At 36.9% G+C, this 24612-nt stretch carries 25 protein-coding genes and 1 tRNA gene; 11 read left to right on the forward strand and 15 right to left on the reverse strand.

Annotated features, from left to right (window positions below; translation table 11 throughout):
- Positions 1–96: 96 nt before the first annotated feature.
- A complete protein-coding gene (locus EPJ90_RS01570) occupies positions 97–1296 on the reverse strand; it encodes an MFS transporter (protein ID WP_161637195.1) in 1200 nt (399 codons plus the stop codon).
- A gap of 184 nt (positions 1297–1480) precedes the next feature.
- On the opposite strand from EPJ90_RS01570, the gene EPJ90_RS01575 reads away from it, so the two are divergent.
- From EPJ90_RS01575 to EPJ90_RS01590, 4 genes are read left to right on the forward strand one after another with little or no spacing between them, the layout of a single operon-like run.
- On the forward strand, positions 1481–3406 hold the full coding sequence (locus tag EPJ90_RS01575) for a BglG family transcription antiterminator (RefSeq protein WP_161637197.1): 1926 nt from the start codon (positions 1481–1483) through the stop codon (positions 3404–3406).
- A 12-nt stretch (positions 3407–3418) separates the two neighbouring features.
- Positions 3419–3703, forward strand: coding sequence for a PTS sugar transporter subunit IIB (locus EPJ90_RS01580; RefSeq protein ID WP_161637199.1), 285 nt, complete (start codon positions 3419–3421; stop codon positions 3701–3703).
- Between the two features lie 11 nt (positions 3704–3714).
- The gene (locus EPJ90_RS01585) at positions 3715–4167 is read left to right on the forward strand and encodes a PTS sugar transporter subunit IIA (RefSeq protein WP_202606003.1); all 453 of its coding nucleotides are present in this window, start codon (positions 3715–3717) and stop codon (positions 4165–4167) included.
- 2 nt (positions 4168–4169) lie between these two features.
- Complete coding sequence (locus EPJ90_RS01590) at positions 4170–5516, forward strand: PTS galactitol transporter subunit IIC (RefSeq protein WP_161637200.1); 1347 nt, start codon at positions 4170–4172, stop codon at positions 5514–5516.
- A 65-nt stretch (positions 5517–5581) separates the two neighbouring features.
- Here EPJ90_RS01590 and EPJ90_RS01595 read toward each other — a convergent pair whose 3' ends face one another.
- On the reverse strand, positions 5582–6301 hold the full coding sequence (locus tag EPJ90_RS01595; RefSeq protein WP_161637202.1) for a DUF695 domain-containing protein: 720 nt from the start codon (positions 6299–6301) through the stop codon (positions 5582–5584).
- A gap of 110 nt (positions 6302–6411) precedes the next feature.
- Positions 6412–7314 (reverse strand): nucleotidyltransferase family protein, encoded by a 903-nt coding sequence (locus tag EPJ90_RS01600; RefSeq protein ID WP_161637204.1) that lies wholly within the window; start codon positions 7312–7314, stop codon positions 6412–6414.
- Between the two features lie 183 nt (positions 7315–7497).
- On the opposite strand from EPJ90_RS01600, the gene EPJ90_RS01605 reads away from it, so the two are divergent.
- Positions 7498–7571: transfer RNA gene (locus EPJ90_RS01605), tRNA-Thr, on the forward strand.
- A 61-nt stretch (positions 7572–7632) separates the two neighbouring features.
- Here the strand turns inward: EPJ90_RS01605 and EPJ90_RS01610 are convergent.
- Together EPJ90_RS01610 and EPJ90_RS01615 are read right to left on the reverse strand one after the other, a co-directional pair.
- The gene (locus EPJ90_RS01610) at positions 7633–8202 is read right to left on the reverse strand and encodes a hypothetical protein (RefSeq protein WP_125163777.1); all 570 of its coding nucleotides are present in this window, start codon (positions 8200–8202) and stop codon (positions 7633–7635) included.
- Positions 8203–8449: 247 nt separating this feature from the next.
- Positions 8450–9013 carry an Imm64 family immunity protein gene (locus EPJ90_RS01615; RefSeq protein ID WP_161637205.1) on the reverse strand — a complete coding sequence of 188 codons (564 nt, stop codon included), beginning with the start codon at positions 9011–9013 and terminating at the stop codon, positions 8450–8452.
- A gap of 137 nt (positions 9014–9150) precedes the next feature.
- Here EPJ90_RS01615 and EPJ90_RS01620 point away from each other — a divergent pair, with 137 nt between their 5' ends.
- The 6 genes from EPJ90_RS01620 (at position 9151) to EPJ90_RS01645 (ending at position 12998) form a co-directional block, all read left to right on the forward strand.
- Complete coding sequence (locus tag EPJ90_RS01620) at positions 9151–9639, forward strand: GNAT family N-acetyltransferase (protein WP_161637207.1); 489 nt, start codon at positions 9151–9153, stop codon at positions 9637–9639.
- A 92-nt stretch (positions 9640–9731) separates the two neighbouring features.
- The gene (locus EPJ90_RS01625; RefSeq protein ID WP_200542491.1) at positions 9732–10352 is read left to right on the forward strand and encodes a TetR/AcrR family transcriptional regulator; all 621 of its coding nucleotides are present in this window, start codon (positions 9732–9734) and stop codon (positions 10350–10352) included.
- The gene (locus EPJ90_RS01630; RefSeq protein ID WP_161637210.1) at positions 10336–11094 is read left to right on the forward strand and encodes a phosphopantothenoylcysteine decarboxylase; all 759 of its coding nucleotides are present in this window, start codon (positions 10336–10338) and stop codon (positions 11092–11094) included. Before EPJ90_RS01625 ends, EPJ90_RS01630 begins: the two co-directional genes overlap by 17 nt.
- The gene (locus EPJ90_RS01635) at positions 11091–11639 is read left to right on the forward strand and encodes a phosphopantothenoylcysteine decarboxylase (RefSeq protein WP_161637211.1); all 549 of its coding nucleotides are present in this window, start codon (positions 11091–11093) and stop codon (positions 11637–11639) included. The genes EPJ90_RS01630 and EPJ90_RS01635 overlap by 4 nt, the downstream gene beginning before the upstream one ends.
- Entirely contained in the window at positions 11636–12391 is a 756-nt protein-coding gene (locus tag EPJ90_RS01640; RefSeq protein ID WP_161637212.1) for a type III pantothenate kinase, read from the forward strand. Before EPJ90_RS01635 ends, EPJ90_RS01640 begins: the two co-directional genes overlap by 4 nt.
- On the forward strand, positions 12381–12998 hold the full coding sequence (locus EPJ90_RS01645; protein ID WP_161637214.1) for an ECF transporter S component: 618 nt from the start codon (positions 12381–12383) through the stop codon (positions 12996–12998). Before EPJ90_RS01640 ends, EPJ90_RS01645 begins: the two co-directional genes overlap by 11 nt.
- Before the next feature lie 29 nt (positions 12999–13027).
- Here the strand turns inward: EPJ90_RS01645 and EPJ90_RS01650 are convergent, their stop codons facing one another.
- From EPJ90_RS01650 to EPJ90_RS01695, 10 genes are all read right to left on the reverse strand, one after another.
- Positions 13028–13624, reverse strand: a complete 597-nt coding sequence (locus EPJ90_RS01650; protein ID WP_200542492.1) for a GNAT family N-acetyltransferase — start codon at positions 13622–13624, stop codon at positions 13028–13030.
- A gap of 259 nt (positions 13625–13883) precedes the next feature.
- Complete coding sequence (locus EPJ90_RS01655; protein ID WP_125163786.1) at positions 13884–14447, reverse strand: Maf family protein; 564 nt, start codon at positions 14445–14447, stop codon at positions 13884–13886.
- A gap of 29 nt (positions 14448–14476) precedes the next feature.
- Complete coding sequence (locus tag EPJ90_RS01660) at positions 14477–15202, reverse strand: NYN domain-containing protein (protein ID WP_125163787.1); 726 nt, start codon at positions 15200–15202, stop codon at positions 14477–14479.
- Positions 15203–16537 carry a sensor histidine kinase gene (locus EPJ90_RS01665; protein ID WP_200542493.1) on the reverse strand — a complete coding sequence of 445 codons (1335 nt, stop codon included), beginning with the start codon at positions 16535–16537 and terminating at the stop codon, positions 15203–15205. It lies immediately after the preceding gene.
- Positions 16534–17190: a response regulator transcription factor gene (locus EPJ90_RS01670; protein ID WP_003775921.1), complete on the reverse strand. Its 657-nt coding sequence runs from the start codon at positions 17188–17190 to the stop codon at positions 16534–16536. The genes EPJ90_RS01665 and EPJ90_RS01670 overlap by 4 nt, the downstream gene beginning before the upstream one ends.
- 10 nt (positions 17191–17200) lie before the next feature.
- Positions 17201–18523, reverse strand: a complete 1323-nt coding sequence (glmM, locus tag EPJ90_RS01675) for a phosphoglucosamine mutase (protein ID WP_161637222.1) — start codon at positions 18521–18523, stop codon at positions 17201–17203.
- 13 nt (positions 18524–18536) lie between these two features.
- The gene (locus EPJ90_RS01680; protein WP_161637224.1) at positions 18537–19928 is read right to left on the reverse strand and encodes a CdaR family protein; all 1392 of its coding nucleotides are present in this window, start codon (positions 19926–19928) and stop codon (positions 18537–18539) included.
- The gene (gene cdaA, locus EPJ90_RS01685; protein WP_125163791.1) at positions 19909–21069 is read right to left on the reverse strand and encodes a diadenylate cyclase CdaA; all 1161 of its coding nucleotides are present in this window, start codon (positions 21067–21069) and stop codon (positions 19909–19911) included. Before cdaA ends, EPJ90_RS01680 begins: the two co-directional genes overlap by 20 nt.
- Positions 21070–21191: 122 nt before the next feature.
- Positions 21192–22874 (reverse strand): ABC transporter ATP-binding protein, encoded by a 1683-nt coding sequence (locus EPJ90_RS01690; RefSeq protein WP_200542494.1) that lies wholly within the window; start codon positions 22872–22874, stop codon positions 21192–21194.
- Positions 22861–24555, reverse strand: a complete 1695-nt coding sequence (locus tag EPJ90_RS01695) for an ABC transporter ATP-binding protein (protein WP_161637228.1) — start codon at positions 24553–24555, stop codon at positions 22861–22863. The genes EPJ90_RS01690 and EPJ90_RS01695 overlap by 14 nt, the downstream gene beginning before the upstream one ends.
- Positions 24556–24612: the final 57 nt, after the last annotated feature.

A 24612-nucleotide genomic window follows, 5' to 3' on the forward strand; every position in this document is an offset into this window, starting at 1 on the left:
ATTCAATCCTCCTTTAATTCCTACATTATAAATCGAGGCGGGTTCCTTGTTTCCATAATGTAATAAGAGACATCGTTTGTGTAACGATGTCTCTTATTATTTCGCGATGCTTTTTTCGGGTTTGAGTAAAACGATAAATGACAGAATAAAGATAAAGCCAGCAAAGAGAAAAGTTGATGACGGCGAAATCGTATAAACCAGACTCGTAAGTAATGCCCCGAAAATTTTTCCGAGCATTAATAATGAATTATAGAGGCCTGCCAGTTGGTTCCCTTCCTCAACACTGCGTTTGTTTGAGATTACTGAATTTTGAAGAATAGGAATCATCACTGTGTACATACCAAACCACGCTAACGCAAAACCAACAAAGGGTTTTGATGTCTGGCTAAAACTTACAATCATAGCGAGCGTTCCCATCGCAATAAACACGGTTTTTAAAAGACCCAACTCAACCGCTTGTTTTTTACGATTGCGACGTCGAATTAAAATAACATTCAACACAACCGCAAACAATCCGGTAATGGCTTTAATAATTCCATTTTGGCTGGGTACAAAGTTGAAAATATCTTTTATATAATAATTAAAACTTTGGTCAAACAAAGTTGTTCCAACGGATGATGTGAACGTTACAATCAATAAAATCAAAACCACATCTTTCATTAAATGACGCGATGACTGAAGGACCTTTAAAGGATTGGAGTTGCGAATCATGGACCATTCCATCTTTTCTTCGATTTTCTCATATCGTCCTAAAATAAAATAAAATAAAACACCTAGTACAATTTGAAATACCGCTTGAATCACAAACGTGAGTCGCACAGAAAAATCACCAAGATACCCACCAATAAAGAATCCAAGTGCTGCCCCTACACTGACTATAATCGATGAGATTGTTATGTAATGAGATTGGCGTTCTTCTGGTGCTTCATTCACTACATAACTCATAAGACCTACTTGGAATCCTCCAGCGAAAATACCACTTAAAAGTCTCGCAAAATAAATACTATAGCGATTTAACGCATACCCAAAAAGCAATTGAGCAATCGCATAACCAATCGAGGATATCATTAAAATACGTGTCTTTTTCATCCCATTTGCGACATTCGACCACACAAGAGCAAAAATAAAATTTGTAAGACACATCGCCGCAAACGACAAGCCAAAAACATGCGGTGGTAAATCCATCGATTTTAAAAGAGTCGGTGTTACAGGATGCCCCAAATTCATTCCAATGGTTAAGAGTAAATTTAACACCACAAATATACTCATCTTATACTTTTCAATCAATAACTTCACAACGTTCCTCCACTTAATGTTCTTTGGTCATTATAGCATATGCCTTCCCAAATTCTTATCAACTCGCTTTTTACCCTGTCGCTTCCCAACAGACTTCTCACCCTAAGCATGTCCGTTGACAAAGGACAAACACGAACTGCACACTATATAGAATAAAGTAAACTATGTGTGAGAGGTGATGTTGATGGAATTAACACAAAGACAAAGTAGTATTCTGTTGTTGATAATCAATGCACATGATGCAATTACAAGTGATGATATTGCAACTGAACTGAATATATCGAGCAAAACGGTTCAACGGGAAGTTCAGGCAATCGATCACATCCTTAAAAAAAGCAACATGGCCATCACCTCGTTACGCGGTAAAGGTTATCTGATCGATGACTCATACAAAAACGAAATGTGGAAAACCTATTTCTATAATGATGAGTTCGATAATAACGTATTACCGAATGTAAGACAATCTCGGGTTGAATGGATTATTCGTAAAATTGCGAACGGAACTTTGAACAGTACTTATTTTACATTAGAAGCACTTGCTGATAATTTATTTATAAGTTTATCAACACTCAAAAGAGATCTTGTTAGTGTAAGACGGATTCTAAGGGAATATCATATTTTCCTGGAAAATGACTATAAGCGAGGGTTGGTCCTAACCGGTGATGAAAACAGCATTCGTCGTCTCATCAATGATTACCTTGTCATGGAAAAATCTACCATTGACATGAATCGTATTATCGGACAAAATACCCCTCGCATGGATATCATTGAGCGCATTATTGTGACATGCATTCAAGAGTATCAACTCCATCTCACAGATATTGGATTTAAAAATCTTTCGATTCACATTGAAATTGCTTTGACACGTATTGAACAAGGTAAGCTGGGTTTAAGCAATACAACCACATCAATTCAAACGGATTCAAAAGCTTATTTATGTGCCGAAGCGTTAGCGGTGATGCTGGAAGAGGCATTAGCCATTAAAATTCCGAAGAGTGAAATCATTAATATTTATATCCATTTAAGTTCTCAAAAAAAACTCCATACAGATGTTGATAATGTCAATTCTGAGTCCCATCGCAATTTACAGATCCTCAATGAAGCCCTCGATGACATTTATCGGATTTATGGTAGTGATTTCCGTAACGATGAGATTCTAAAACAAGGCTTGATGACTCACCTCGAAAGTGCGCTCAAACGCATTGAACTTGGACTTTCAATCCGTAACGAATTATTGGATGATATCGAGAAGAATTATCCTTTTGAAATTCAAATTGCGAAAGTTCTTGCCTTTCATTTTTTAAAAACAAACGCAGTAGCCTTTAACTTAGATGAAATTGGGTTCCTCGCCCTTCATTTCTGTGGTGCTCGCGAACGCGCCCGGCACGACGAAAAAAGTGAAACAACACGCGCAATTGTTGTATGCACGACAGGAGTCGGGACTGCAATGCTTCTGAAAGCGAAATTAGAGTCTCAATTTAAAGAGGCACTTGAAATTAAAAAAGTAAGTGCTCTTTATCAACTTGATAAACACGATATGGATGATGTGGATTTGCTTATTTCTACGGTCCACATCGATCGTAATTTAGGGGTTCCTACAGTTGTAGTTTCCGCAATTGTTACCGACCAGGATATCGCACATATTAAGCGATATATCAAAGGCGAACCCACAAACACTCATTCTGTCGCAGATTTATTCGACGAGAAACTTTTTTTAGTTAATCCTGATGCGCAATCACCTCAAGAACTTCTTGAAATGATGAGCCAAAAAGCCCTCACCCTTGGCTATATCGATAAAGCGTGTCAAGAATCGATTCTAGAACGCGAAGCGCTTGGTTCTACTGAGGTCGGTAACCTTGTTTGTATCCCTCACAATATCGAAGGTTCTGTATACCGACCCTCCATTGTGGCATGTGTTCTCGATAAACCCATCCCGTGGAAATATGATCACGTTCAACTTATTCTCATGATTCTCATTGATCAAGACCATCGCACCCAATATTCCGACTTATTCGCAGAACTCTATACGGAAATCGACCATCAATACAAAGTGTCAAACATTATTAAAAATAAGAATATTTCTTATTTGAAATCACTCTTTACTGAGTAGGAAAGGTATTTTATGAAAACTATTATTGTAGCATGCGGCTCTGGTATCGCAACAAGTACTGTTGCCACATCAAAACTTAAAGCAGGACTCGAAGCAAAAGGGCTTCTTGACCACGTTAAATTTATTCAAACTTCACTTGCTGAATTGCCATCCATTGCATCGGATCAAGATGTAATCGTAACTACAGCTCAAGGTGGAGAAGGTTATGGAATTCCTGTTGTATCAGGGCTATCCCTTTTAACGGGAATGGGTGCTCAAGCAACCATTGATAACGTTATTGAAATTCTCGGCTTATAGAAAACGTGGTGATGACAGTGTTTAATGAAGATTTAGTATTTTTAGATTTAGACGTATCATCGCAAGATGAATTGTTTGATGTGATGAATCAACATCTTCTCGATCTTGGATACGTTAATGAAGCTTATTTAGGTGCACTAAAGGAACGCGAAGCTACCTATCCAACAGGACTTGCAGCCCCTGTATGCAGCGTTGCAATCCCTCATGTCGATTCAACATACATTCATAAACCAGGGATTGCCTTTGTACGTGTATCTGAAGCAATCGCATATAAAGAAATGGTTACGGATAATGATCTCAATGTAAAACTGTTCTTTTTCTTACTTGTGAAAAACAAAGAAGAACAAGTGCAAATTTTAAGTAAACTTATGGGGACATTTTCCGATGACGATTTCTTAAATCAATTATTACAAGGAAAAACGAATCAGGAAATCTTAGATATTTTAACTAAAGGAGTAGCATAGTCATGTCAATTTTAAATTTTATTGTTGACCTTGGTCCTGCTGTAATGATGCCGATCATCTTTACCATCTTTGCGTTAGCGCTCGGGGTTAAGTTTAGTAAAGCATTTAAATCAGGATTAATGGTTGGTATTGGTTTTATTGGATTAAATATCGTTATTGAATTACTTACAAAGAATTTGGAACCTGCTGCAAAACAGATGGTTGCGAATTTTGGTCTAAACTTAACGGTTCTTGATGTTGGTTGGCCTGCAGCAAGTGCTATTGCATTCGGTTCTGCTGTTGGGGTATTAATTATCCCTGTTGGGATTTTGGTTAACATTCTTATGTTATCAACAAAAACAACAAAAACGGTTAACGTTGATATTTGGAACTTCTGGCATTTTGCCTTTACAGGTTCTCTTGTTTTTATGATTACCAATGATTTAATTGTGAGTCTATTAATGGCAGCCTTTAATATGGTGATTATCATGGTTATTGGAGACCGTACCGCACCACTTGTTGAAAAACAACTTGGGTTACCCGGTATTTCAATTCCACATGCATTTACCGCATCTTTTGCACCCATCGCTTATGTTTTAAATGCAATTATTGATAAAATTCCAGGTATTAATAAAATTAAACTTGATGAAAAAGCATTCCAGAAAAAATTTGGTATGTTTGGTGATCCTGCAATCCTTGGTACTGTTGTTGGGATTTTATTAGGTCTTGTTGCCGGTTATGATTTCAAAGGGATTACAAACCTTGCAATCGTGATGGCGGCTGTTTTAGTCTTAACACCAAAAATGTCCGCAATTCTTATGGAAGGTTTAATGCCCATTAGTGAAGCAGTTCAAGCTAAAATCCAAAAGAAATATGGAGAAAACTCAAACCTTCTTATTGGACTTGATTCAGCAGTCGGTGTTGGTAACCCTGTTACCCTTACCATTTCACTTGTAATGGTTCCCATCACAATTATTCTTGCCTTTATCATTCCAGGTAACCAATTCTTGCCGTTCGCAAGTCTTGCTGGTTTACCATTTATGTTTGTTTTAATTGCACCTCTTTGTGGTGGAGACTTCTTCCGTACACTGATCGTTGGAATCTTTACCGTATCGATTGGTCTTTTAATTGGTACAAATATTGCTCCAATCTTTACTGAAGCTGCAAAAGCAGCCAACTTTGCAATCCCAGGCGGTTCTGCATTGATTTCAAGTATTGATTATGGTAGTTCATGGTTACCATTTATGATGGTAAAACTTGTTGAGTATAAATGGATCGGTGTTGCAATTGCCGGTGCTATCTCAGCGGTTCTTATGGTTTGGAACCGTAAGTTAATTCTTAAAGAACAAGCAATTAAAGATCAAGCTTAGTCTCTTTTCGATTAAAAAAATAAAAAGGATTGAATTCGGTAATGGTGCCGATTTCAATCCTTTTTTTATTTGTGAACGTTGCAATACCAACCTTCGTATGATCCGTTATATTGATTCGTGAGGGATACGATGTGTTGTGAAATACCATTCATAGTGGGTAATGTTGGAACAATTGAAGCAATCATTCGGGTTTGAATCAAACCATCTTCCCTTGGCTCGATGGTTTGGGTATGTGCAAATTGTTCAAAGTGTTGACTGAATAGTTGTGCATCTTCTTGTCGTTCAAACACCGTTAACACTTCGACATCCCGTTCTACTTCAAATCGTTCTCCTTCGCGTTCAAGGTTCAAACAAAGATTTTGATTGTAGATCATCGCTAATTGATATTCGTTGGGGAATAGAACACTTTTGTAGATTTCAAAATCATCATGTTCACGAACAATGACACCCATGACTTCTTGGGGGAAGCGTTCTTTAAGGATGGATTCAAGACTTATACACGCTTTTGAAACAAAGAAATAGTCACAAACATCATTTCCAGTTATCGCTCCAATTAACTGAACATCCATAGGGCTTAAGAAATCTGTGACAGCAGTTTCAAATTCATTTAGGGTATCAAAAGCTAACTCCGTAGGAAATCCGTTGTCTCGCCCGTTATACGGCTTTCTAACAACATAGAGATGGGGATAATCCGGTTCAATAACAAGGGCATTAAGATCCACACGAACACTGTGTGGTTTTTCATCCATTGTGATTGGATAAAATTGAAAATTTGATTCATACATAACAATAACCTACCTTTATGTTTCTATAATACGACAGCTTTTCAATTAATGCCACCGTGTATCGATAAAGCCATAAAAAAAAGCTACGATAATTCGTAGCCTTTTGTAAATTATTTATCCCAAAGTTTTTCCGGGTATGTACCATCTTCTTGGAACTTCGCAAACTGCGCAAGAACCATTGGTTTATCTTCTTGATAGGTTACACCGAACCAACGATCGGGTGTATCTAAAATCTTAACCGATAATTTACCATCATGGATTAAAGATCCCACATCATTAGGGAGTAATGCTTCTGATTTCATAGGGTTTTTCGCAACATCTTCTTTTAAGAATGTTTCAAATTTTGTTTCCATTAGATCAAAGATTGCCGGTGTAAAGCCCCAGAAGTTCATTGAAACTTGTGTTCCATCAGGAATCAGGGTTTCATCAGGTCCACCAACAACCCCTTTATCTGTACGCTTAATGCCATCTGTTTCCACAATATCCGTTAAGAAACCTTCTACATTTTTACAGACCCCACGCGTTACTGTTCCATTATCAGTAATCGTATTGTCCACAATGTATCCCATCATTGCAGCTTGTTGATCTGTAACTTCTTCATTTAAGAATCGTGCCATTTCCACAAAAGCAGCTTTTCCGTAGTAGTCATCTGCATTAATAATCATAAAAGGTCCCGATACATGGTTCCGTGCAGCAAGCAGCGCATGTGTTGTTCCCCAAGGTTTTTCACGGCCTTCAACCCCTTCAAACCACTCAGGAACATCACTTGTGCTTTGGAAAGCATATTCCACATTAATAAATGGACGAATTTTCCCAACAAGTTCTGCTTCAAAAATTGCTTCATGCTCTTCACGAATAATTAATACAAGTTTATTAAATCCTGCTTGAATTGCATCATAGATTGAAAAATCAATGATTGCCTCTCCACTTTTTCCGAATTTGTCAATTTGTTTTAATCCACCGTAACGGCTTCCCATTCCAGCAGCTAATATTACTAAAGTTAAATCCTTCATACTTGCCTCCTATTTTTTAACATTGTACCACAGTTATAACGCTTTCATCAGTAAAAGTTACTTCTAAAAATTAGTAAAGCATTACTAAATAACGGGAATTCTTAACTAAAAAATATTTCCTTGAAGTTTATTTGAAATAGTATTTGATTTTTTGAATTACATTGAGTATTATAGTAATGCAATGCCGCCATAGTTCAATGGCAAAATAGAGCAATGGTAATGCTCAGTTCCGAGTTCGATTCTCGGTGGCGGCACCATTTTAATTAAAACAAAGCACTTATTGGCGATTCCGTCTCCAGTAAGTGCTTTTTATTCATTTTATGAGGATGGACGTTCAAGAATTGAGGCTGAATTAAGCTTTAGATACTCTCCATCCTTAACATATATCGTAACTGGATCCGTAAAATTATTATTTTCAAGTATATCATCCACATTGTGATTGGATGTTGTTGTGATTTCATAATAACCACTTAATTCAGTTTGTAGTTTATACGTTCCCGCTTCTAAATGCTCACCAATCTTATACATGCCATCGGCCTGTGGGTTAAGTTTCGGTGATGTGGCATAAGGATATAAACGTGCTTTTGATACTTCAATTGTTTCGTTTTCCTTTAACGTGATAATTGAGTTTCCTTTAAAATTATCATTACTCTTAATTTGAGTCGCATTTTGATTTCTTATTTCAAAATACCCTTCTTGATCTGTCAGAAGCATATATTCTCCTGGCTCGAGATCCGTTCCCACAATGTAGTTTCCACTCTCAAGCGGAAATTCTTGAGGGCTTGCACTCGCTTCAAATGTTACTAAGAAATATAGACATGCGCATGCAACGATTAATACAAAAACACTTAAAAAGATTCTTCTCTTAATTTTTTTAGTTTCTTCCATGGACATCGCCTCCCAAACAGTACTAAGCATACTTCTTTTACACCTTAAATACTGCCCTTTTCTTGTCCATCTTGAGATAAAAACCGTAAAACGGATGTGATTTGTAGCGGCTTAAATAAATTTCTTCCTTAAATGTGCTTGCTTTATTGGTTATTTTAGAAATCGATTTGGTTCAAGCGCATATCGCTTACATGAAAATCTAGTTATTTTATAAAAAAACCAGGTCTAAAGACCTGGTTTTGATTCTTTAATGGGATCCTCTCAATGTAAAACCATCAAGATACCATTGTGCATACACTGTATTGCGATCATTCATTTTGAAGAGCGCATAGGGTTGATGACCCACTTCTAAGAGGCGTTCTTTTGAATAGAGGTATTCCGCTTCATTATCACAGAATAAGTACTCATATTCGACATTGCGATCAATAATCTCAAAAATTTGTGTTATTAATTGTGTCGCAGATTCTAAATGCTCTACACTCTTTTCCGGTAGAATGTGTTCTTCCGCAATATCAAATTTCACGACCAATGCATCTGTTTCATTCGTGATGCTCATGCGCGCTTCCACATCTGTATCGCCAATTCTAAATTCAATATCAGCATAGGATGTTCGATAGGCAAGTTTTTCGATTGTGGAATAGATATTTCCATCCACAGTTTCGGTAATCCAATCGTGATAATCCCCTTCTTTCGGATGTGTTATTTCCATTTTAGTTTTATAACTATCCACAAGATCCATGATATTCTCAATTTGTCCAATTGTTTTATCTGAGGCTTCAAGTACAATACCAAGTCCTATAATTGTATTCATCGTATCCTCCTTTAAAGTAAAACAAATATACAATACCTAATCGTTTATGTAAAGACACACGCGCTTGGGAATTTTCCATAAACATTCACCAAGTTCGAAGGGGACACATGATAAACTGTCTTAAAGGAGGGGTAACTATGAATACAAAGAATCAACCAGCTTTTATACACTTATCAGAATCCTTACATCTTGTGAAATTTGATGTTTTGTCCGATGAAGCACGATCATGGATGGAAAACGAAGATTTGATGTTTGCGCTTCGCGGCGATCGTATGATTTTTTCGGATCAAGAAGTCGAATCGTATTATGCAAATCTTGCTGAGAATGGTGAGCTTTACTATATAGAAATTCTTCATGGGGATACCTTCCATCAATGTGGTAGTATCGCCCTTATTCGAAATCAAATTAAGATTATCATCGATCCAAAATATCAAAACCAACATATTGGAACTGCTGCGGTCGAAGGATTGTTATTTCGAGCAACTGTATTAGGTATCCCCGAAATCTTTGCACAGGTTAGAAACCACAATACGTTTTCTTTACGCTTATTTCAAAACCTTGGATTCAAAATTCTTGATGAAGCCGATCAAGTCATTACATTGTGTTGTGAGACGAAGCCATTTTGATGGCTTTTTTTATTTGCGCTTGACTTAATGACATCAGTGTCATAAAATAAGCTTAGAAAAATGACACTGGTGTCATTAAGTGAGGTGTTTCGATGACTCGTGTTTCAAATGAAGCAATGCGAAAGGCAAAATATGAACTGATTCTCGAGAAAGCACGCCTTGTGTTTTGCCGTAAAGGGTATGCTGGCGTTACGATGAAAGATATTATCGAAGAATGTGAGATTAGTCGTGGAGGAATTTATCTTTATTTTAGCTCTGTCGAAGAAATATTTAAAGATGTTGTCTTATCCCGAGAACGTCGTAAATTCGAAGGGATTCGCGACTCTGTTCATCAAAATGTTGATTTTTTGGAATTGTTGGACGCTTATTTTCTAACGCAGAAGAAACGTCTTCTCAATATGAGCGAGAGTTTATTACGAGCCATGTATGAATACAACTTTACGCATCGATCTGAAGCAGATTTTGCATTTCGTGAGGCTCAAGTGGATAGCATTCGTAACACACTTGAGGAGATGTTGTCTTTAGGGGTTAAACAAAATTATGTTGTAAGCCCCAATATCGACGCGCTCCGCGACCATATGATGTTTATGATTGAAGGGTTAAGTGTGTATTCCCTTTTAGGAGGGCTTACCGAAGCAAATGTTGATGAACAATTTAAACAACTTCGGGCCATGATTTTAGCAAAGGATGTCTCTTATGAAAACGAATTTTAATGTATGTATTACTTCTGGTGGAACTTCTGAACCCATCGATACGGTTCGTCGCATCACCAATACCTCAACGGGTCGTTTAGGAAGCAAAATTGCGGATGCATTCATCGAAGCAGGGGCAAATGTTTATTATGTCTATGCACGAGGCAGTGCCCTTCCTACCCTGTCGTGTCGACAATTTGAAGTGGATACGGTAGCCTCCGTTTCTAGAGTGCTTACACACCTCTTTGATACCGTTTCTTTTGATGTAATGATTCATGCTATGGCTATAAGTGATTATGAAGTGGATGCAATTACGTCTCTTGATCGCATGACATCCAATGTTTTTGAATTCTTGCAACAGAATCCACAACCAACAAAAGAAGATATTAGACAAGTTTTATTGGATTCAAAAGAACCCATGAGTGCGAAGATATCTTCTTCCAATAAAAACCTGGTACTGACCTTGAAACAAACACCGAAGGTCATAAATCAACTTAAACTAAAACAACCCGATGTTTTTTTGGTCGGCTTTAAATTATTATCCAATACAAACTTAGAATCCTTAAAAATCGCAGCCGAATCTCAAATAAACCAGGCTGGAAGCGACCTTGTTGTTGCGAATCGGTTAGAGGATATTCATCACAGCGAACACATAGCGTACTTTATTGATAAAACCGGCTTGATTCACCAAGCGCATACCAAGGAAGCCATTGCGTCTTCACTCGTACAATTACTCTACACACAGAGTCAGGAGTCAATATGAAAACAATTATATTAGGTGTTAGTGGAAGTATTTCCGCGTATAAATCTGCAGATTTAGCCAACGAGCTGACAAAACGCGGATATACAGTCCACGTTATTATGACCCATTCTGCACAAGCTTTTATTACCCCTTTAACGTTCCAGTCACTCACTAAAAATCTTGTTCATTATGATGTATTAAGTGAGGGTGATCCAAATAAAATCATGCATATTGACCTTGTAAAGTCTGCAGATCTTCTTTTAATTGCACCAGCTACCGCAAATATTATCGCGAAAATCGCTCATGGCATTGCCGATGATATGTTATCAACAACAACGCTAGCCGTACATGGTATTCCGAAACTCATTGCACCCGCTATGAATACTTATATGTATGAAAACGAAGCAACACAAGATAACTTAGAACTTTTGGAAAAACGAGGTTGGGTTGAAATTGAGCCAAGAAGTTCAGTACTTGCATGTGGCGATCAAGGAAAAGGAGCGCTTGCCGAAATTGACACAATTCTCGATCATGTTGATGCTTTATTTCAAGGAGTTTCCGCATGATTTGTGTGATTAATATTGGGAATACTAATACCGCATTTGGATTTGGTGAATATGAATTATCAGATCAATTTACCATTCCGACTCATGCTTACCAAACCCAAAATGATTTCTTAAAGTATTTTGAAATGCAAAATAGACATCAAAAGATTAATGTTTGTATTATCGCATCCGTAAGACCTGATAAAACTCAATTAATTAAAAGTTCTATGGATTCCTATTTCAAACTGAATGCGAAAGTTCTAGAACACAGCGATGATTTTGGAATGGACTTCTCCCTTTATCCCGATGGAAAACTGGGTATGGACCGTATCCTCGCATTGTATGGTGCTAAAGAACTTTATGGCAACGACATTGCTGTTTTTGATTTAGGAACAGCCACGACCGTTAATGTGCTCTCTGAGAATCAATTTAAAGGTGGCGCTATTATGCCTGGGGTACGCCTGGGTTTAAGCGTTCTGGGTGAAAAAACTGGACTTCTTCCGACCATTAATCTTAATGATACACCTCATTACCTTGGTCTCAATACAGAACAGAATATATTATCAGGTGCATTATATGGTACTGCCTCCATATTAAAAAACTACCGTGCGCTTATATCTGAAGATTATCCAAGTACAACCTTTGTCGTAACCGGTGGCAATTCAAAGGCAATCTTACCGTTATGTAATGGATCTTGGCATTTCGAACCCGACTTACTACTACAAGGCCTCCTCTCATGGTGGATACAAAAAGGAAACAATTATGAAAGCTAAAAAGAAAACGCTCAATTATACACTCTTTACGCTTTTTGCCGCGATTATCATCCTACTATCAATGACACCCCTTGGGTTTATTCATCTCGGCTTTATAAAAGCAACAATTGTACATATCCCTGTCATTATCGGTTCAATTATCCTTGGGCCAACGGCGGGTGCAGGATTGGGTTTAATCTTTGGGATAAACTCAATGATCAACAACACCCTTAGCCCATCCATTCTATCATTCGCATTTTCACCACTTGTTCCTGTTATTGGTACAACATCGGGAAGTCCCTTAGCCCTTGTCATTGCACTTTTCCCTCGTATTTTAGTCGGTGTTATTCCTTACTATATTGTGGAAAGTCGTGTCATTAAAAACGATTCAGTACGTTTAGGTCTTGCTGGATTCCTTGGTTCCATGACCAATACAATATTCGTAATGGGGCTCATCTATCTTCTCTTTAAAGATGCCTACGGATCTGCGCGTGGTATTGAAGGTATTGCAGTTACAAAAGCAATCCTTAGTGTTATCATTATTAACGGGATTCCAGAAGCGTTTGTATCCACAATCATTACGATTCCTGTAGCGAAGGCACTCTATAAAATACGAAGAAATAAATAAAAAATCTCGATTTCGTCGAGATTTTTTATTTATTCTACATACAACTTGGTATACTTTTCTAACAATGCCTTGGGTAATGTAAAACCATACATTTCCTTAATTTTGAAGCCAACATCAACCGCATCCACATCTTTCGCAATGGGTAGATAAAGAAGATTATAGATAACACCATAAGCTTCCCATGTATACTCTGTTACGACCGAATCATTTTGTTCATAAAAATCAATACGCTTCATTCGAATAATACGATCATCCTCTGTTTCCGCTTTATCCGGTCTTTCACTCTCAATGAGTAACCCGTCCACATCAAGTGTCTCCCGTATTTTCTGTAAGAACAACGTACCGATTCCTTGTCCTCGTCTTGCTTGGGTAACAGCATAATAATCTAAAAGTGCAACGCGTTCATCTTCATCCGTAATAAAGTTTGCATAAGCGAGTACACGTTCATCTTCAACCATGACTAAAACGGAGTAACGTCCGTCTTTAAACATCCGTTTAATACTGTGTAACGATCTCAATTCATCATCTGGGAAATCGTTGATCATAAAATTGTTGTAGATGGGAATGAACGCCTCATAATCCAATTCTTTTATTTCGTAATCCACATTAATACCTTCTACTTTCATTCTCTATGTATATCATGACATATTGAGCAAAATATGCAAATGCGTAAAAAAAAATAACGAATGAATCGCTATTTTTATTGTAAATAAAAGATGCCCCACGCACCTTCTATTCCTTCATTTGAAAGGCATGATAGTTTTGCTACCAATAGTTATTACTTCCTAACAATACCTTAGTTTATTGAAATTTAGGTTAAATATGGTATAAAAGTTATAATTTTTGATATAAAATGCATAAAAAAAAACGAATTTCTTCGTTTTTTTACCACTCGTTGTGGATTAACTCTTGATTTACTTGAGATATTGGAAGTCCCATTACCGAATAGAAATCTCCAATAATTGACTTCACAAATACAGAACCAAACCCTTGTATACTGTAACTGCCAGCTTTATCTAAAGGTTCTTTAGTAGCAACATAAGCATCAATTTCTGCTTCTGTTAGTTCAAAGAATTCAACTTCAGTTTTTACTGAGAATACACGTTTGCATTCTGATGAAACAAGACATACACCTGTAATGACGTCATGTTTTGATCCGGATAATTTCATTAATGTATTTTTTGCGTCTTCTTCATTTTTGGGTTTTCCTAGGACTTCTCCATTGAACACAACGACGGTATCCGATCCTAAAACAACACAATCTTGATAGTTTTCAAACACACTTAATGCTTTCTCTTCAGATATTCTTTCAATTTGCTCCTCAACTGTAAGTGATAAATCAAGGGTCTCATCACTGGTTGGTGAAACAACATTAAAAGCCACCCCAAGTTTCGTTACTAATTCACGTCTTCTTGGTGATTGACTCGCTAAAACTAATTTCTTATGCATACAAATCCTCTTTTCACTTATATTATAAACTATTTGTTTCGGATGTACACATGTTTAACATTACTATTTGGAATCCTTCTTTCGTCGATGTCAAATTGTCCAAGTGCTTTGATGAGCGGGGTTAGTTGGTAATAACCATAATTCCGAGGATCAAAATCCGGTTGCTTTTTCATAATTAAATTCCCTAAATCCCCCATAAAAACAAAACCATTATCATCTGCGAGATCATTTACTGATGAAGCAATCAGTTGATGTAATTTATTTTTCTTATCAACTGAAAGTTTAGTTTTAGAATCAACACGCTCCGTTTCAACCAAGTCAATAATTTCTATATAAATGAATTTATCGCATGAAGCAATAAAAGCGCTTGGTGTCTTCTGTTCGCCAATACCGATAACATACTTGCCCGCTTCTCTTAAACGCACCGCTAAACGAGTAAAATCGCTATCAGAAGAGACAATGCAAAAGGATTCAACATTTCCTTCATACAAAATATCCATCGCGTCAATAATCATCGCGGAATCGGATGAATTTTTACCTGTTGTATAGGAGTATTGTTGGATTGGTGTAATTGCATGTTCCAATAAGTGGCTTTTCCAACCTGAAGCTGTTTGTTTCGTCCAGTCTCCGTATATTCTTTTAACGGTTGGCGTACCATAACGTGCAACTTCTCTTAATACACCGCCAATATTAGCATATGGAACGTTCTCTGCATCAATCAGTACAGCAATACGTGAATCAATTTTTTGTTTCATTTAAATTCCTGCCTTTCTAATTTCAAAAACTACGCCTTCATCGACGTTTGAAGCACTAACGACATAACCATAATTTGTCGCTACTTTATTTACAATAGAGAGCCCCAGTCCAAATTGACCTCCCTCTCCCTTTTCATAAGCATTAAAAATTTGTTCTGTTCGGTTTTCATTAATGGTCGAACCATCATTGTATACGGATAAATAATCATTCTTTAATGTAATCACAATTTTGGTTTCTGCGTAACGTAATGCATTATCAAGAAGATTTTCTACCACAACACGCCATGGTTCTTCCGTTCCAAAAAACACATTCTGTTCTTCTGCATTTAAAATTAAGTCAATTTCTGGTCTTATTTGACTTGAAGAAACGATTACAGATTCCATTGTTTCTCGCAGTTCAACATTACTATCCTGATCAATTTGTTCGTGGGTCATATAATCCATCCGATTCAACATTAATAGATTATAGACTTTTTTCTCTAACCGGTCAGCATGTTGAATAATAACATCCACTGATTTTTCAAGTGTTTCGTAAGGATACACGCCGTCTTTAATCGCTTCACTGTATGATTTAATTGTTGCTATCGGTGTTTTAAGATCGTGAGATATATTTTGAATCATCTCTTCTTTTACACGTTCTTGCCGCTTTAACTCTTCATTCATTTCGACGAGAACATCTGCCAATTCTCCGATTTCATCATGACGCTCAATATTCAATTCCGCATCCTCATTACGTTTGATTTTTTCGATGTACGCACGAATTTGATTTAAAGGATGGATAATATAACTTACCCATACAAGTAACAGTAAAAATACAACACCGATGATAATCAAAATCATATTAATTACGTTATTAAGTAATAACGATTTAAACTCATTTTGGTAATTTCGAGAAATTAGTGTCGCAATGCTAGCTTGTTTATCAGGGATGTTTGTAATTGTATAGAGGCTACTATCCTTAAAACGATAGTTGATGCTCTGTTCCAACTCAACTGCATCCATTTGAATTTTAACTTGTTTGAGTAAATCGACATTAATCAAACTTAAACCATTTGATTTGATACTGCCATCTTTGTTACGAATAACATGGATAATGTTTGGGTCATTAGCTCCATATAAATCGACATCATCTAAGCCCCGTTTATAGTTATAAATAACATTCTGTTGCGTTCGATGAATTAAGTCATACATTTGCTTATCCACAAACTTATCGATATTCAGTGATAACGCTCCAAAAAAGAATACTAAAAAGAAAGCAAACGTAAAAACAACAATTGCAATTAATTGCTGTGTTAACGATAGCTTTCTAATAAACTCACGAATATTTCTCATCATCCAAGACGATATCCAAATCCGTATATTGTTTGTATATTAAGACCAGGCATTTTTTTTCGAAGACGTCTTAAGGTATCATCAACAACTCGATCTGACCCAAAATAATTGGTTTCCCATACATGAACAAGAATTTGTTCACGTGTAAAGGCGACACCTCTATTTTTGACGAAAAGCATCAGGAGATCAAACTCTTTTGTTGTAAGTTCAAGTTCATAGCCATCTTTGCTCGCTTTACGTTGTTTCTCATCAATGACATAACCATCAACTTCGGTTTGAAGATCTTGATTATAAGAACGTTTAATAATGTTATTAACACGCAATACCAATTCCTTGGGCGAAAAAGGTTTTGTAATGTAGTCATCACTTCCCTTTTCCAAACCAATGATTCGATCAAACTCTTTATCTCGCGCAGACATAAAGATTACAGGTGTTGCAGGTGAGTGCATTTTTATCCGTTCAATCAAGTCAAAACCACTCTTATCATCAAGCATAATATCCAAAATCCAAAGATGAACATCATCATCTTGGACATGAGCATTTGCTTCATCATATGTATAATAAGAGCGGACTTCATAACCAGCGTTTTCTAAATAACTTTTGACAAGCTCATTTAAATCTTTTTCATCTTCTACAATACTGATCACATATTTCATATTATCACCCTTACTCAATGTTATTGATTACATTAATCATATCATTGACATAGTGTTCACACAAATCATCTGTTTGTGCTTCAACCATGACGCGGACAAGTGGCTCTGTACCTGAAGGTCTTAGAAGCAAACGACCTTCATCACCAAGTTCATGATGAATTCGTTGCTCTGCTTCTTTAACAGCTTCATGGTTCATAACTGCTTGTTTATCATTAACACGAACATTTTGAAGAAGTTGTGGGAATCGAATACATTCCGAACCGAGCTCTGCTAATGTTTTTCCAGCTTTTGATGCTACTTCCGCAATAACAAGTGCTGTAAGTACACCATCACCTGTTGTCGCATAGTCTTTTAAAATAATATGTCCCGACTGTTCTCCGCCAAGTTTAAAATCATTCTCATTCATCGATGCATAAACATGCTTATCACCAACGTCTGTAGTAATTACATTCAAACCCGATTTTTGACATGATTTTAAAAACCCTAAATTTGCCATAACAGTTGATACAATTGTGTTTTCTTTAAGTTGCTCTCTTGATTTAAAGAAACGACCAAGAATAAATAAGATTTCATCACCATCAACCATTTCACCTTTATGGTTAACTGCTAAACAGCGGTCTGCATCACCATCAAAAGCAAATCCCATATCTGCTCCTAACTCTACGACCTTTGCTTGCAATGATTCGGGATGTGTTGATCCACATTCCGTGTTGATATTAATCCCATCCGGATTATTATTCATCACAGTCACCTGAGCGCCTAAATCTTTAAACAGTCTTTCCGCAGAAGATACAGCCGATCCATTTGCGGTATCAAGAACAATTTTTAATCCATCAAATCGCACATCAATTAAAGATTCGAGATATTGAATGTATGTTTCTAATCCTTCCGGAAATTCCACTACACGTCCAATTTCATTGCTTTGGGCAACATCGATGGAAATTTCACCATCGATGTATGCCTCAATTTTTTCTTCTAATTCTGCCGATATTTTCATACCCGTCGAAGCAAAGCATTTTAAACCGTTATCGTAGTAAGGATTGTGACTCGCAGAAATCATTACACCTCCTGCGAAGCCTTCGTTTTTTACTGCATATGCTAGTGCCGGTGTAGCACAAACACCTAGTAGATATACATCAGCACCCATTGATGTCGCCCCTGCAGCAATTGCACTTGCGAACATTCCTGACGAAAGTCTTGTGTCTTGTCCAACTACAATTCTCTGCCCTTTAAACGAGTAACCCAAGTATTGTCCCACTTTAATTGCAATATCTAAACTCAGAGCATCATTCGCTTTACCGCGAAGTCCGTCTGTTCCAAAATACTTACCCATAAATACTTACCTCTTATTTTCTAAAACTAAATACTGCCGTTTCTTTTGTTGATTTAACTGAGTAGAGTGACGATGTTGGATCGTTATACTCAACATAAAGTTTCACTTCTTGATTATCACCTGGTTCAATGTCACGCATATCAATATATACTTTAACGTTCTCAGGTTTGAATTTCTCAATATTTTCTTTGGTTCCAAATACTTCTAGAGATGTTGTTGTCGCAGTCTTTTGATCACCCGAAGTACCTGGTGAGATTTTTAACTGGTTGACATTATGAACAAATAGAATTGGAATATCATCAAATTTCTTAGTTTCCCCTTCACCGAGTTTGATATCAAAGTTAACTTTTGAAACCGTACCATGACGGACTCCTGAAGGAAGACTAATATTATGAACGAGTTTCGTATCTTTTGTTAAACCGCTCGCTTGAATTGGAACTTTAATTTCTTCAATACTATCAAGTACCGATTGCTGTGCGTAAATTGTCATCGCTTCATTATCCATCGATAGCGATGCAATTGCCTTACCTTCCGGAATATCACCTTGGAAGACGGGTTTAATCGGAACTGTTTTATTCGGTGATGTTACATCTACCTTCGCTTTGACAGTCTTCGGTAGTACGTCAACAGTTGTTAAGCGTTCTCCTTGTTGATTGTATGCAACGATTTCTGCGTCTGTTGTGAACTGTTCAGTTTGTCCACTTACATCAATCAATGCTTTTACAAAGGCAACTTGAGCCATTGTTTCTTTCGAGGCTTTAATTGTAACATCTTGTGTTTCGAGCTCAGGAGTACCTAAGACATATTGGCTTCCGAGTTTATTTTGGTTTACAAATTCTGTACTTAAGGTCATACGTTTTGCCTCTTTGATTCGAATTGTAACATTCGCAGAGGCTGGTGTTATCGTTGTTCGAATTCGTGCAGACGTAATATTTGTTTTGTAATTTACTTGATGTGTACCTTCTGCAAGTCCACTTAAGTCAAGTTCAACCTTAAGATCGTTTTGTGGGTTTACCATTGATATATCACTATAATCCCCAAACACAATCACATCAACCTTTTCATCAAAGTCCACAACTTCATACATTTCAGAGTTATATTTTACAACAACTGGGACATCTGGAATTTGACGTGCTTGGTTCACAGGTGATGGTGTTGAAGCAGAAACATTGAATGCAAAATAAATAAGCAATGCGACTGCAAACGCAACAAGTTTAGCGTGTCGAGGGTTAAAGAGAATACGGTCAAACCATGCACTTAACCAACGTAAAACGCGTAAAAATGCATCGCCGACTGATTCCGTTAGATTCGTAATTTTTTCAGATCGTTCTGCGATAATCTGCGCAAGCTCAAGTTTATCCTCAGAATCAAATTTTTTATTCTTTTTATCTTTCTTCGGACTCATTTGGCTCACCTCCTTCATCGTTTAGTTTATCGGATGAATTCGTATCATCTACGGTCGTTACGGGATCCACATTTTCGGACGTTTTTGATTCATCTTCTTGAGGAGCACTGGTTTCGCTACCTATTACAGCTTTAGCGTCATCTCCAGTTTTATCTTTAGCATCGTTATCTTTAGGTTTCTTTTTGAAAATACCCATTAATTTTGAAAAGTCTCTCTTTTCAGCATTTGATTCTACAGATTCAGTTGATTTAAGGTTTAAATCTGAGCTATCAACTTTTTCAATCTTAATAGGATCAACATTTAATTTTGATAAGTTAAACTTACGCTGTTTACGATGAGCACCTAAGCTTTGACTTACTTCTTTTTCGCTATTTTGGATTAACAAATTGAGATACTCTCGAAGACTTGCTGCATCCATTTCGCGAAGTTTTCCACCCTCAGCAATTGAAATTGTCCCTGTCTCTTCAGAAACAATAATTGTTACGGAATCGGTAACTTCACTTAATCCAATTGCAGCACGATGGCGTGCACCATAGCGCGTTGGTAAATCTTGAGCGGTTGGTGGGAAATATGCAGATGCACATGCAATTCGATCCCCTTGAATAATTACAGCACCATCATGTAAAGGCGTCGACGTAACAAAAATTGAACATAAAAGTTCAGAAGTAACGGATGAATTAATTGGAGTTCCTGTTTTAATATAATCCGCTAATGAATGCCCTTGTTCTAGTGTGATAAGTGCACCTGTTTTGCGTTCAGCTAGCACTGTTGCAGCATCCACAAGTTCATCCACAAGTTTTTCCTTTTCATTACCTGATAAAGAATGGAGCGCAGAAAAAACAGATGTTTTCCCGAGTCGTTCCAACATTGCTCGAATTTCTGGTACAAAAATAATGACTACGACCAAGAATCCATATTGAATCAATAGATCGAGTAGCGCTTTTAATGTAGTGAGACTTAGTTTATGAGCAACAAAACGCATCGCAATGATTAATACGATACCTTTGAAAATTTGAACAGTTCGAGAGTTGTTTCTAACAATTCTCAGAATGTAATAAACCAAAACCCAAATAATTGAAAAGTCTACGATAGCCTTTAAACTATTGATAATTGATTGAAATGTTATTAAGGCGAATGGCATAAGAACCTCCTTATTCTCATTAATTATATCACGCTATCGGTGAATATTCATGACTGTCTATAAGAATATCATATTTTGTGTTTTTATTAAATATATTCATAAGATTGTCACATAACTTCACATCAGTACTGACTCGTGTAGAGTTCATAATAAAAGCCTCTAAGTTCCATCAGTTCCTCGTGTGTCCCTTGTTCGACAAGCCTTCCCGATTTCATAACAAGAATCATATCTGAGTCTGTTACCGTTGAAAGTCTATGTGCTACAAAAAATGTTGTGTGAGATTTCATGATCTGGGTGAAGACATTTTGAATATGTCGTTCCGTTACAACATCAACGCTGCTTGTTGCCTCATCGAGTATAATGATTGGAACATCCATTAAAAGAGCACGCGCAATTGTAATAAGTTGCTTTTGACCTAAAGATATATTTTGTGACCCCAGTTTTATAGGGGCATCGTATCCACCATCAAGTGACATAATATAATCATGACATCCCGCTTGTTTTGCCGCACGAATAATTTCTTCCTCCGTCGCTTTTTCATTGCCATAAGAAATATTCTCACGGATTGTACCCTCAAACAGCCACGGATCTTGTAAGACAATTGACATCGTCTGACGAATACTTGATCGAGACACATCATTTACTTCTAATCCATCAATGAGTATTGAGCCGGAATCTGCATCATAGTATCGCATCAATAAATTTAGCAGTGTCGATTTCCCCGCACCGGTAGGACCGACAATCGCAACTTTACTTAAAGGATTTATTTGTAAATTAAGATTTTCTATAATGGTATGTTTTCCATCATATGAAAAATTAACATCTTCAAATGCAACTGTCTTTCCTTCTAATTTTGTTTCTTGAAGACAATCTACTTCGTTTGTTTCGTTAAAAACCTTTTGTTGCCGCTGATAACTTGCTTTCGCTGCAATAATTTGCGAAATAATTGCGCTGAATTCATTAAACGGTTTTGAGAACATCATCGAATAACTCAAAAAGCTTGTCATCAACCCTACTGTAAGGGTGTTATTTAATACGCCGAAAGCGCCCGTTAATCCTAATAAAACATAGGATAAGTTGTTCATTAATCGAGTTGTCGGGTTGGTTAATGCAGACATGAATTGTGCTTTTTCACCAACCTTGTTTAGTTCATTGTTAATATTTGAAAATTCTTGAATGGCTTGGTTCTTGTAATTACTTGTAAGCACAAGATGATAATTGTCTACAAATTCAGAGGTTTTACCGCTAAGTTTCCCGGAAAGCTCTTGTTGTTTTTGGAAGTAGCCAAACGATTTTCGAGAAATTAATTTCGAGGTAAAATAAACGATTGGCACCATCACAAATACCACAAGACTCATTACTAAGTTAATACGAATCATGTAATAAGCTGCAACCAAGACTACGAAGACACCACCTAAAAACTGTGTCAACAAAAGATACATTCCATCAATAATCAGTTCACTATCCATAACAAATAAATTTTGAAGATCTCCATGCGCATGTTGATCAATAAATGAAATTGGTAAGTGCGTAATTTTCTTCATGAGATCACTTCGCAAATTTGATACGAATCGAACTGAAAAACGATTCGCCATACGGTTTGTCGCCCAGCTCAAAATAAAGTGCATAAAATACGCCACCGCGGTGTAGCTTAACATTTTTGTGGCAAATTGGAGATCGACATTTTGATATCCCACCATGCCATCTATGGCTTTTCCTAGGAAATATGGAGTTATAACCAAGGCGAAGCTCGAAATGATGCTCGCTAGGACACATAACAAAAGAAGTTTTTTATTGTTTCTCATCATTTCCCTCCTCTTGCAATGCGTTGATGCGTCTGTATAAATCACAGCTCTCTAGAAGCGTTTGATGGTTTCCTTGTGCGATGATGACGCCGTTATCGATCACAATAATATTTTCAGCGTTCATAACCGAACTCGTCCGCTGACTAATGATGATTTTGGTACTTTCCCCATAATAACGTTCTAAATTTTCACGTAAACGCTTATCTGTGAGGTAGTCCAACGCACTGAATGAATCATCAAAAATTAGGAGGCCTGGATTTTTCGCAAGGGCTCTTGCGATACTTAGACGTTGACGTTGGCCACCGGATAAATTCGTTGCACCTTCCTGAATTTGAAAATCTAAACCTTTATCAATTAATTCTTTCCCTTCAGCATGATGAAGTGCACTCACGACATCTCGCTTCTGTTCCATTTCTATGTTCTCCTCCATTGTCAAACTTAGAAATGAAGCACTTTGAGAAACATAACCAATATGTTCTCGTAATGAATCTATAGAATAAACCTTAATATCTTGATTATTAATTTGAATGCTTCCCTCACTCACATCATATAAACGTGGCAAGAGTTTTACTAAACTGCTTTTACCACTCCCGGTGAGACCAATAATACCTAATGTTTCTTTGGGTCTGATTTTTAGATTGATATCTTTGAGTACATTTCTATTGGTATTCGGATATGCAAACGATACATTTTGAAATTCGATGTCCAAGGGACCAGCATATAGACCTTCTTTCCCTGATATATCCATACTGGACTCTAAGTGTAAAATCTCATCAACGCGCTTCTTAGAGGTATACCCTCTAGCAAAAATCATCACGAGGTTCATAAAAACGATGAGGGTCATAACAAGTTGAGTACAATAGTTAATAACGGCAACCATTTGGCCTTGTGTCATGAATCCTTCATTGATTTGGAGTGCTCCAGAATAAACTAATACCACAAGAACGAGATTCATCATAAACGAGGTAAGCGGGCTTGATAGGGTAGACACAAAACCAACTTTTAGTTGTTTCTGTTCTAAAGACTTATTACGACGTGAAAAATTATTAATTTCTCTCTCAGTCTGAGAAAAAGCACGAACAATTCTTACACCACTAAGATATTCTTTAACTTTTTGACCGACTTGATCAAGTTTAGACTGTGCATCAAGATGATAGACCATCGAAAAACGCATAAACAAACCCACAACGATAAGAAACAGAGGAAGCGTAAACAATAACTGCTTTCCAAGTATTGGGCTAAGATGGTAAAGCGCATAGAGGCTTCCTAACATAATCATGGGTGCTCGAACCGCAAGCCGAATGGTCTTAGCAATCATTTCCTGAATTTGATTCACATCCGTTGTAACACGCGTTGTGAGCATTGAACTGGAAAATAAATCTGTATCACCAAGTGATAATGAATTAATTTTTTCAAACAACGAAAGACGAATACGCCCTCCTACCTGCTGTGATATTTGTGATGCCAAATATTGGCAGACAATTGATGATAAATAACCCAAAATTGTAAACAGCAGCATGAAACCACTTATTTTATAAATATAGTTTAAATCATTGCCCACAATTCCGACATCAATTAACTTGACCATCAAAAGTGGCAAGAGCAGTTCAAAAACTGCCTCAATGAACTTAAAGATGATCGCGATAATTGTTTTAAATTTATAGCCTCTAAAAAAATCCATCATAACCCCCTATATACATTACTAATATTATACCTCATATTTTATTTTCCTGAGTAT

The organism is Erysipelothrix sp. strain 2 (EsS2-7-Brazil) (genome assembly GCF_016617655.1).
Classification (GTDB): Bacteria; Bacillota_I; Bacilli_A; order Erysipelotrichales; family Erysipelotrichaceae; genus Erysipelothrix; species Erysipelothrix piscisicarius.

What these genes read in the sequence shown, in the direction of transcription:
- EPJ90_RS01575 (WP_161637197.1), top strand. Translation starts at nt 1,481, where the DNA reads ATGGAATTAACACAAAGACAAAGTAGTATTCTGTTGTTGATAATCAAT.
- EPJ90_RS01580 (WP_161637199.1), top strand. Translation starts at nt 3,419, where the DNA reads ATGAAAACTATTATTGTAGCATGCGGCTCTGGTATCGCAACAAGTACT.
- EPJ90_RS01585 (WP_202606003.1), top strand. Translation starts at nt 3,715, where the DNA reads ATGACAGTGTTTAATGAAGATTTAGTATTTTTAGATTTAGACGTATCA.
- EPJ90_RS01590 (WP_161637200.1), top strand. Translation starts at nt 4,170, where the DNA reads ATGTCAATTTTAAATTTTATTGTTGACCTTGGTCCTGCTGTAATGATG.
- EPJ90_RS01595 (WP_161637202.1), bottom strand. Translation starts at nt 6,301, where the DNA reads ATGTATGAATCAAATTTTCAATTTTATCCAATCACAATGGATGAAAAA.
- EPJ90_RS01600 (WP_161637204.1), bottom strand. Translation starts at nt 7,314, where the DNA reads ATGAAGGATTTAACTTTAGTAATATTAGCTGCTGGAATGGGAAGCCGT.
- EPJ90_RS01610 (WP_125163777.1), bottom strand. Translation starts at nt 8,202, where the DNA reads ATGGAAGAAACTAAAAAAATTAAGAGAAGAATCTTTTTAAGTGTTTTT.
- EPJ90_RS01615 (WP_161637205.1), bottom strand. Translation starts at nt 9,013, where the DNA reads ATGAATACAATTATAGGACTTGGTATTGTACTTGAAGCCTCAGATAAA.
- EPJ90_RS01620 (WP_161637207.1), top strand. Translation starts at nt 9,151, where the DNA reads ATGAATACAAAGAATCAACCAGCTTTTATACACTTATCAGAATCCTTA.
- EPJ90_RS01625 (WP_200542491.1), top strand. Translation starts at nt 9,732, where the DNA reads ATGACTCGTGTTTCAAATGAAGCAATGCGAAAGGCAAAATATGAACTG.
- EPJ90_RS01630 (WP_161637210.1), top strand. Translation starts at nt 10,336, where the DNA reads ATGAAAACGAATTTTAATGTATGTATTACTTCTGGTGGAACTTCTGAA.
- EPJ90_RS01635 (WP_161637211.1), top strand. Translation starts at nt 11,091, where the DNA reads ATGAAAACAATTATATTAGGTGTTAGTGGAAGTATTTCCGCGTATAAA.
- EPJ90_RS01640 (WP_161637212.1), top strand. Translation starts at nt 11,636, where the DNA reads ATGATTTGTGTGATTAATATTGGGAATACTAATACCGCATTTGGATTT.
- EPJ90_RS01645 (WP_161637214.1), top strand. Translation starts at nt 12,381, where the DNA reads ATGAAAGCTAAAAAGAAAACGCTCAATTATACACTCTTTACGCTTTTT.
- EPJ90_RS01650 (WP_200542492.1), bottom strand. Translation starts at nt 13,624, where the DNA reads ATGAAAGTAGAAGGTATTAATGTGGATTACGAAATAAAAGAATTGGAT.
- EPJ90_RS01655 (WP_125163786.1), bottom strand. Translation starts at nt 14,447, where the DNA reads ATGCATAAGAAATTAGTTTTAGCGAGTCAATCACCAAGAAGACGTGAA.
- EPJ90_RS01660 (WP_125163787.1), bottom strand. Translation starts at nt 15,202, where the DNA reads ATGAAACAAAAAATTGATTCACGTATTGCTGTACTGATTGATGCAGAG.
- EPJ90_RS01665 (WP_200542493.1), bottom strand. Translation starts at nt 16,537, where the DNA reads ATGATGAGAAATATTCGTGAGTTTATTAGAAAGCTATCGTTAACACAG.
- EPJ90_RS01670 (WP_003775921.1), bottom strand. Translation starts at nt 17,190, where the DNA reads ATGAAATATGTGATCAGTATTGTAGAAGATGAAAAAGATTTAAATGAG.
- glmM (WP_161637222.1), bottom strand. Translation starts at nt 18,523, where the DNA reads ATGGGTAAGTATTTTGGAACAGACGGACTTCGCGGTAAAGCGAATGAT.
- EPJ90_RS01680 (WP_161637224.1), bottom strand. Translation starts at nt 19,928, where the DNA reads ATGAGTCCGAAGAAAGATAAAAAGAATAAAAAATTTGATTCTGAGGAT.
- cdaA (WP_125163791.1), bottom strand. Translation starts at nt 21,069, where the DNA reads ATGCCATTCGCCTTAATAACATTTCAATCAATTATCAATAGTTTAAAG.
- EPJ90_RS01690 (WP_200542494.1), bottom strand. Translation starts at nt 22,874, where the DNA reads ATGAGAAACAATAAAAAACTTCTTTTGTTATGTGTCCTAGCGAGCATC.
- EPJ90_RS01695 (WP_161637228.1), bottom strand. Translation starts at nt 24,555, where the DNA reads ATGGATTTTTTTAGAGGCTATAAATTTAAAACAATTATCGCGATCATC.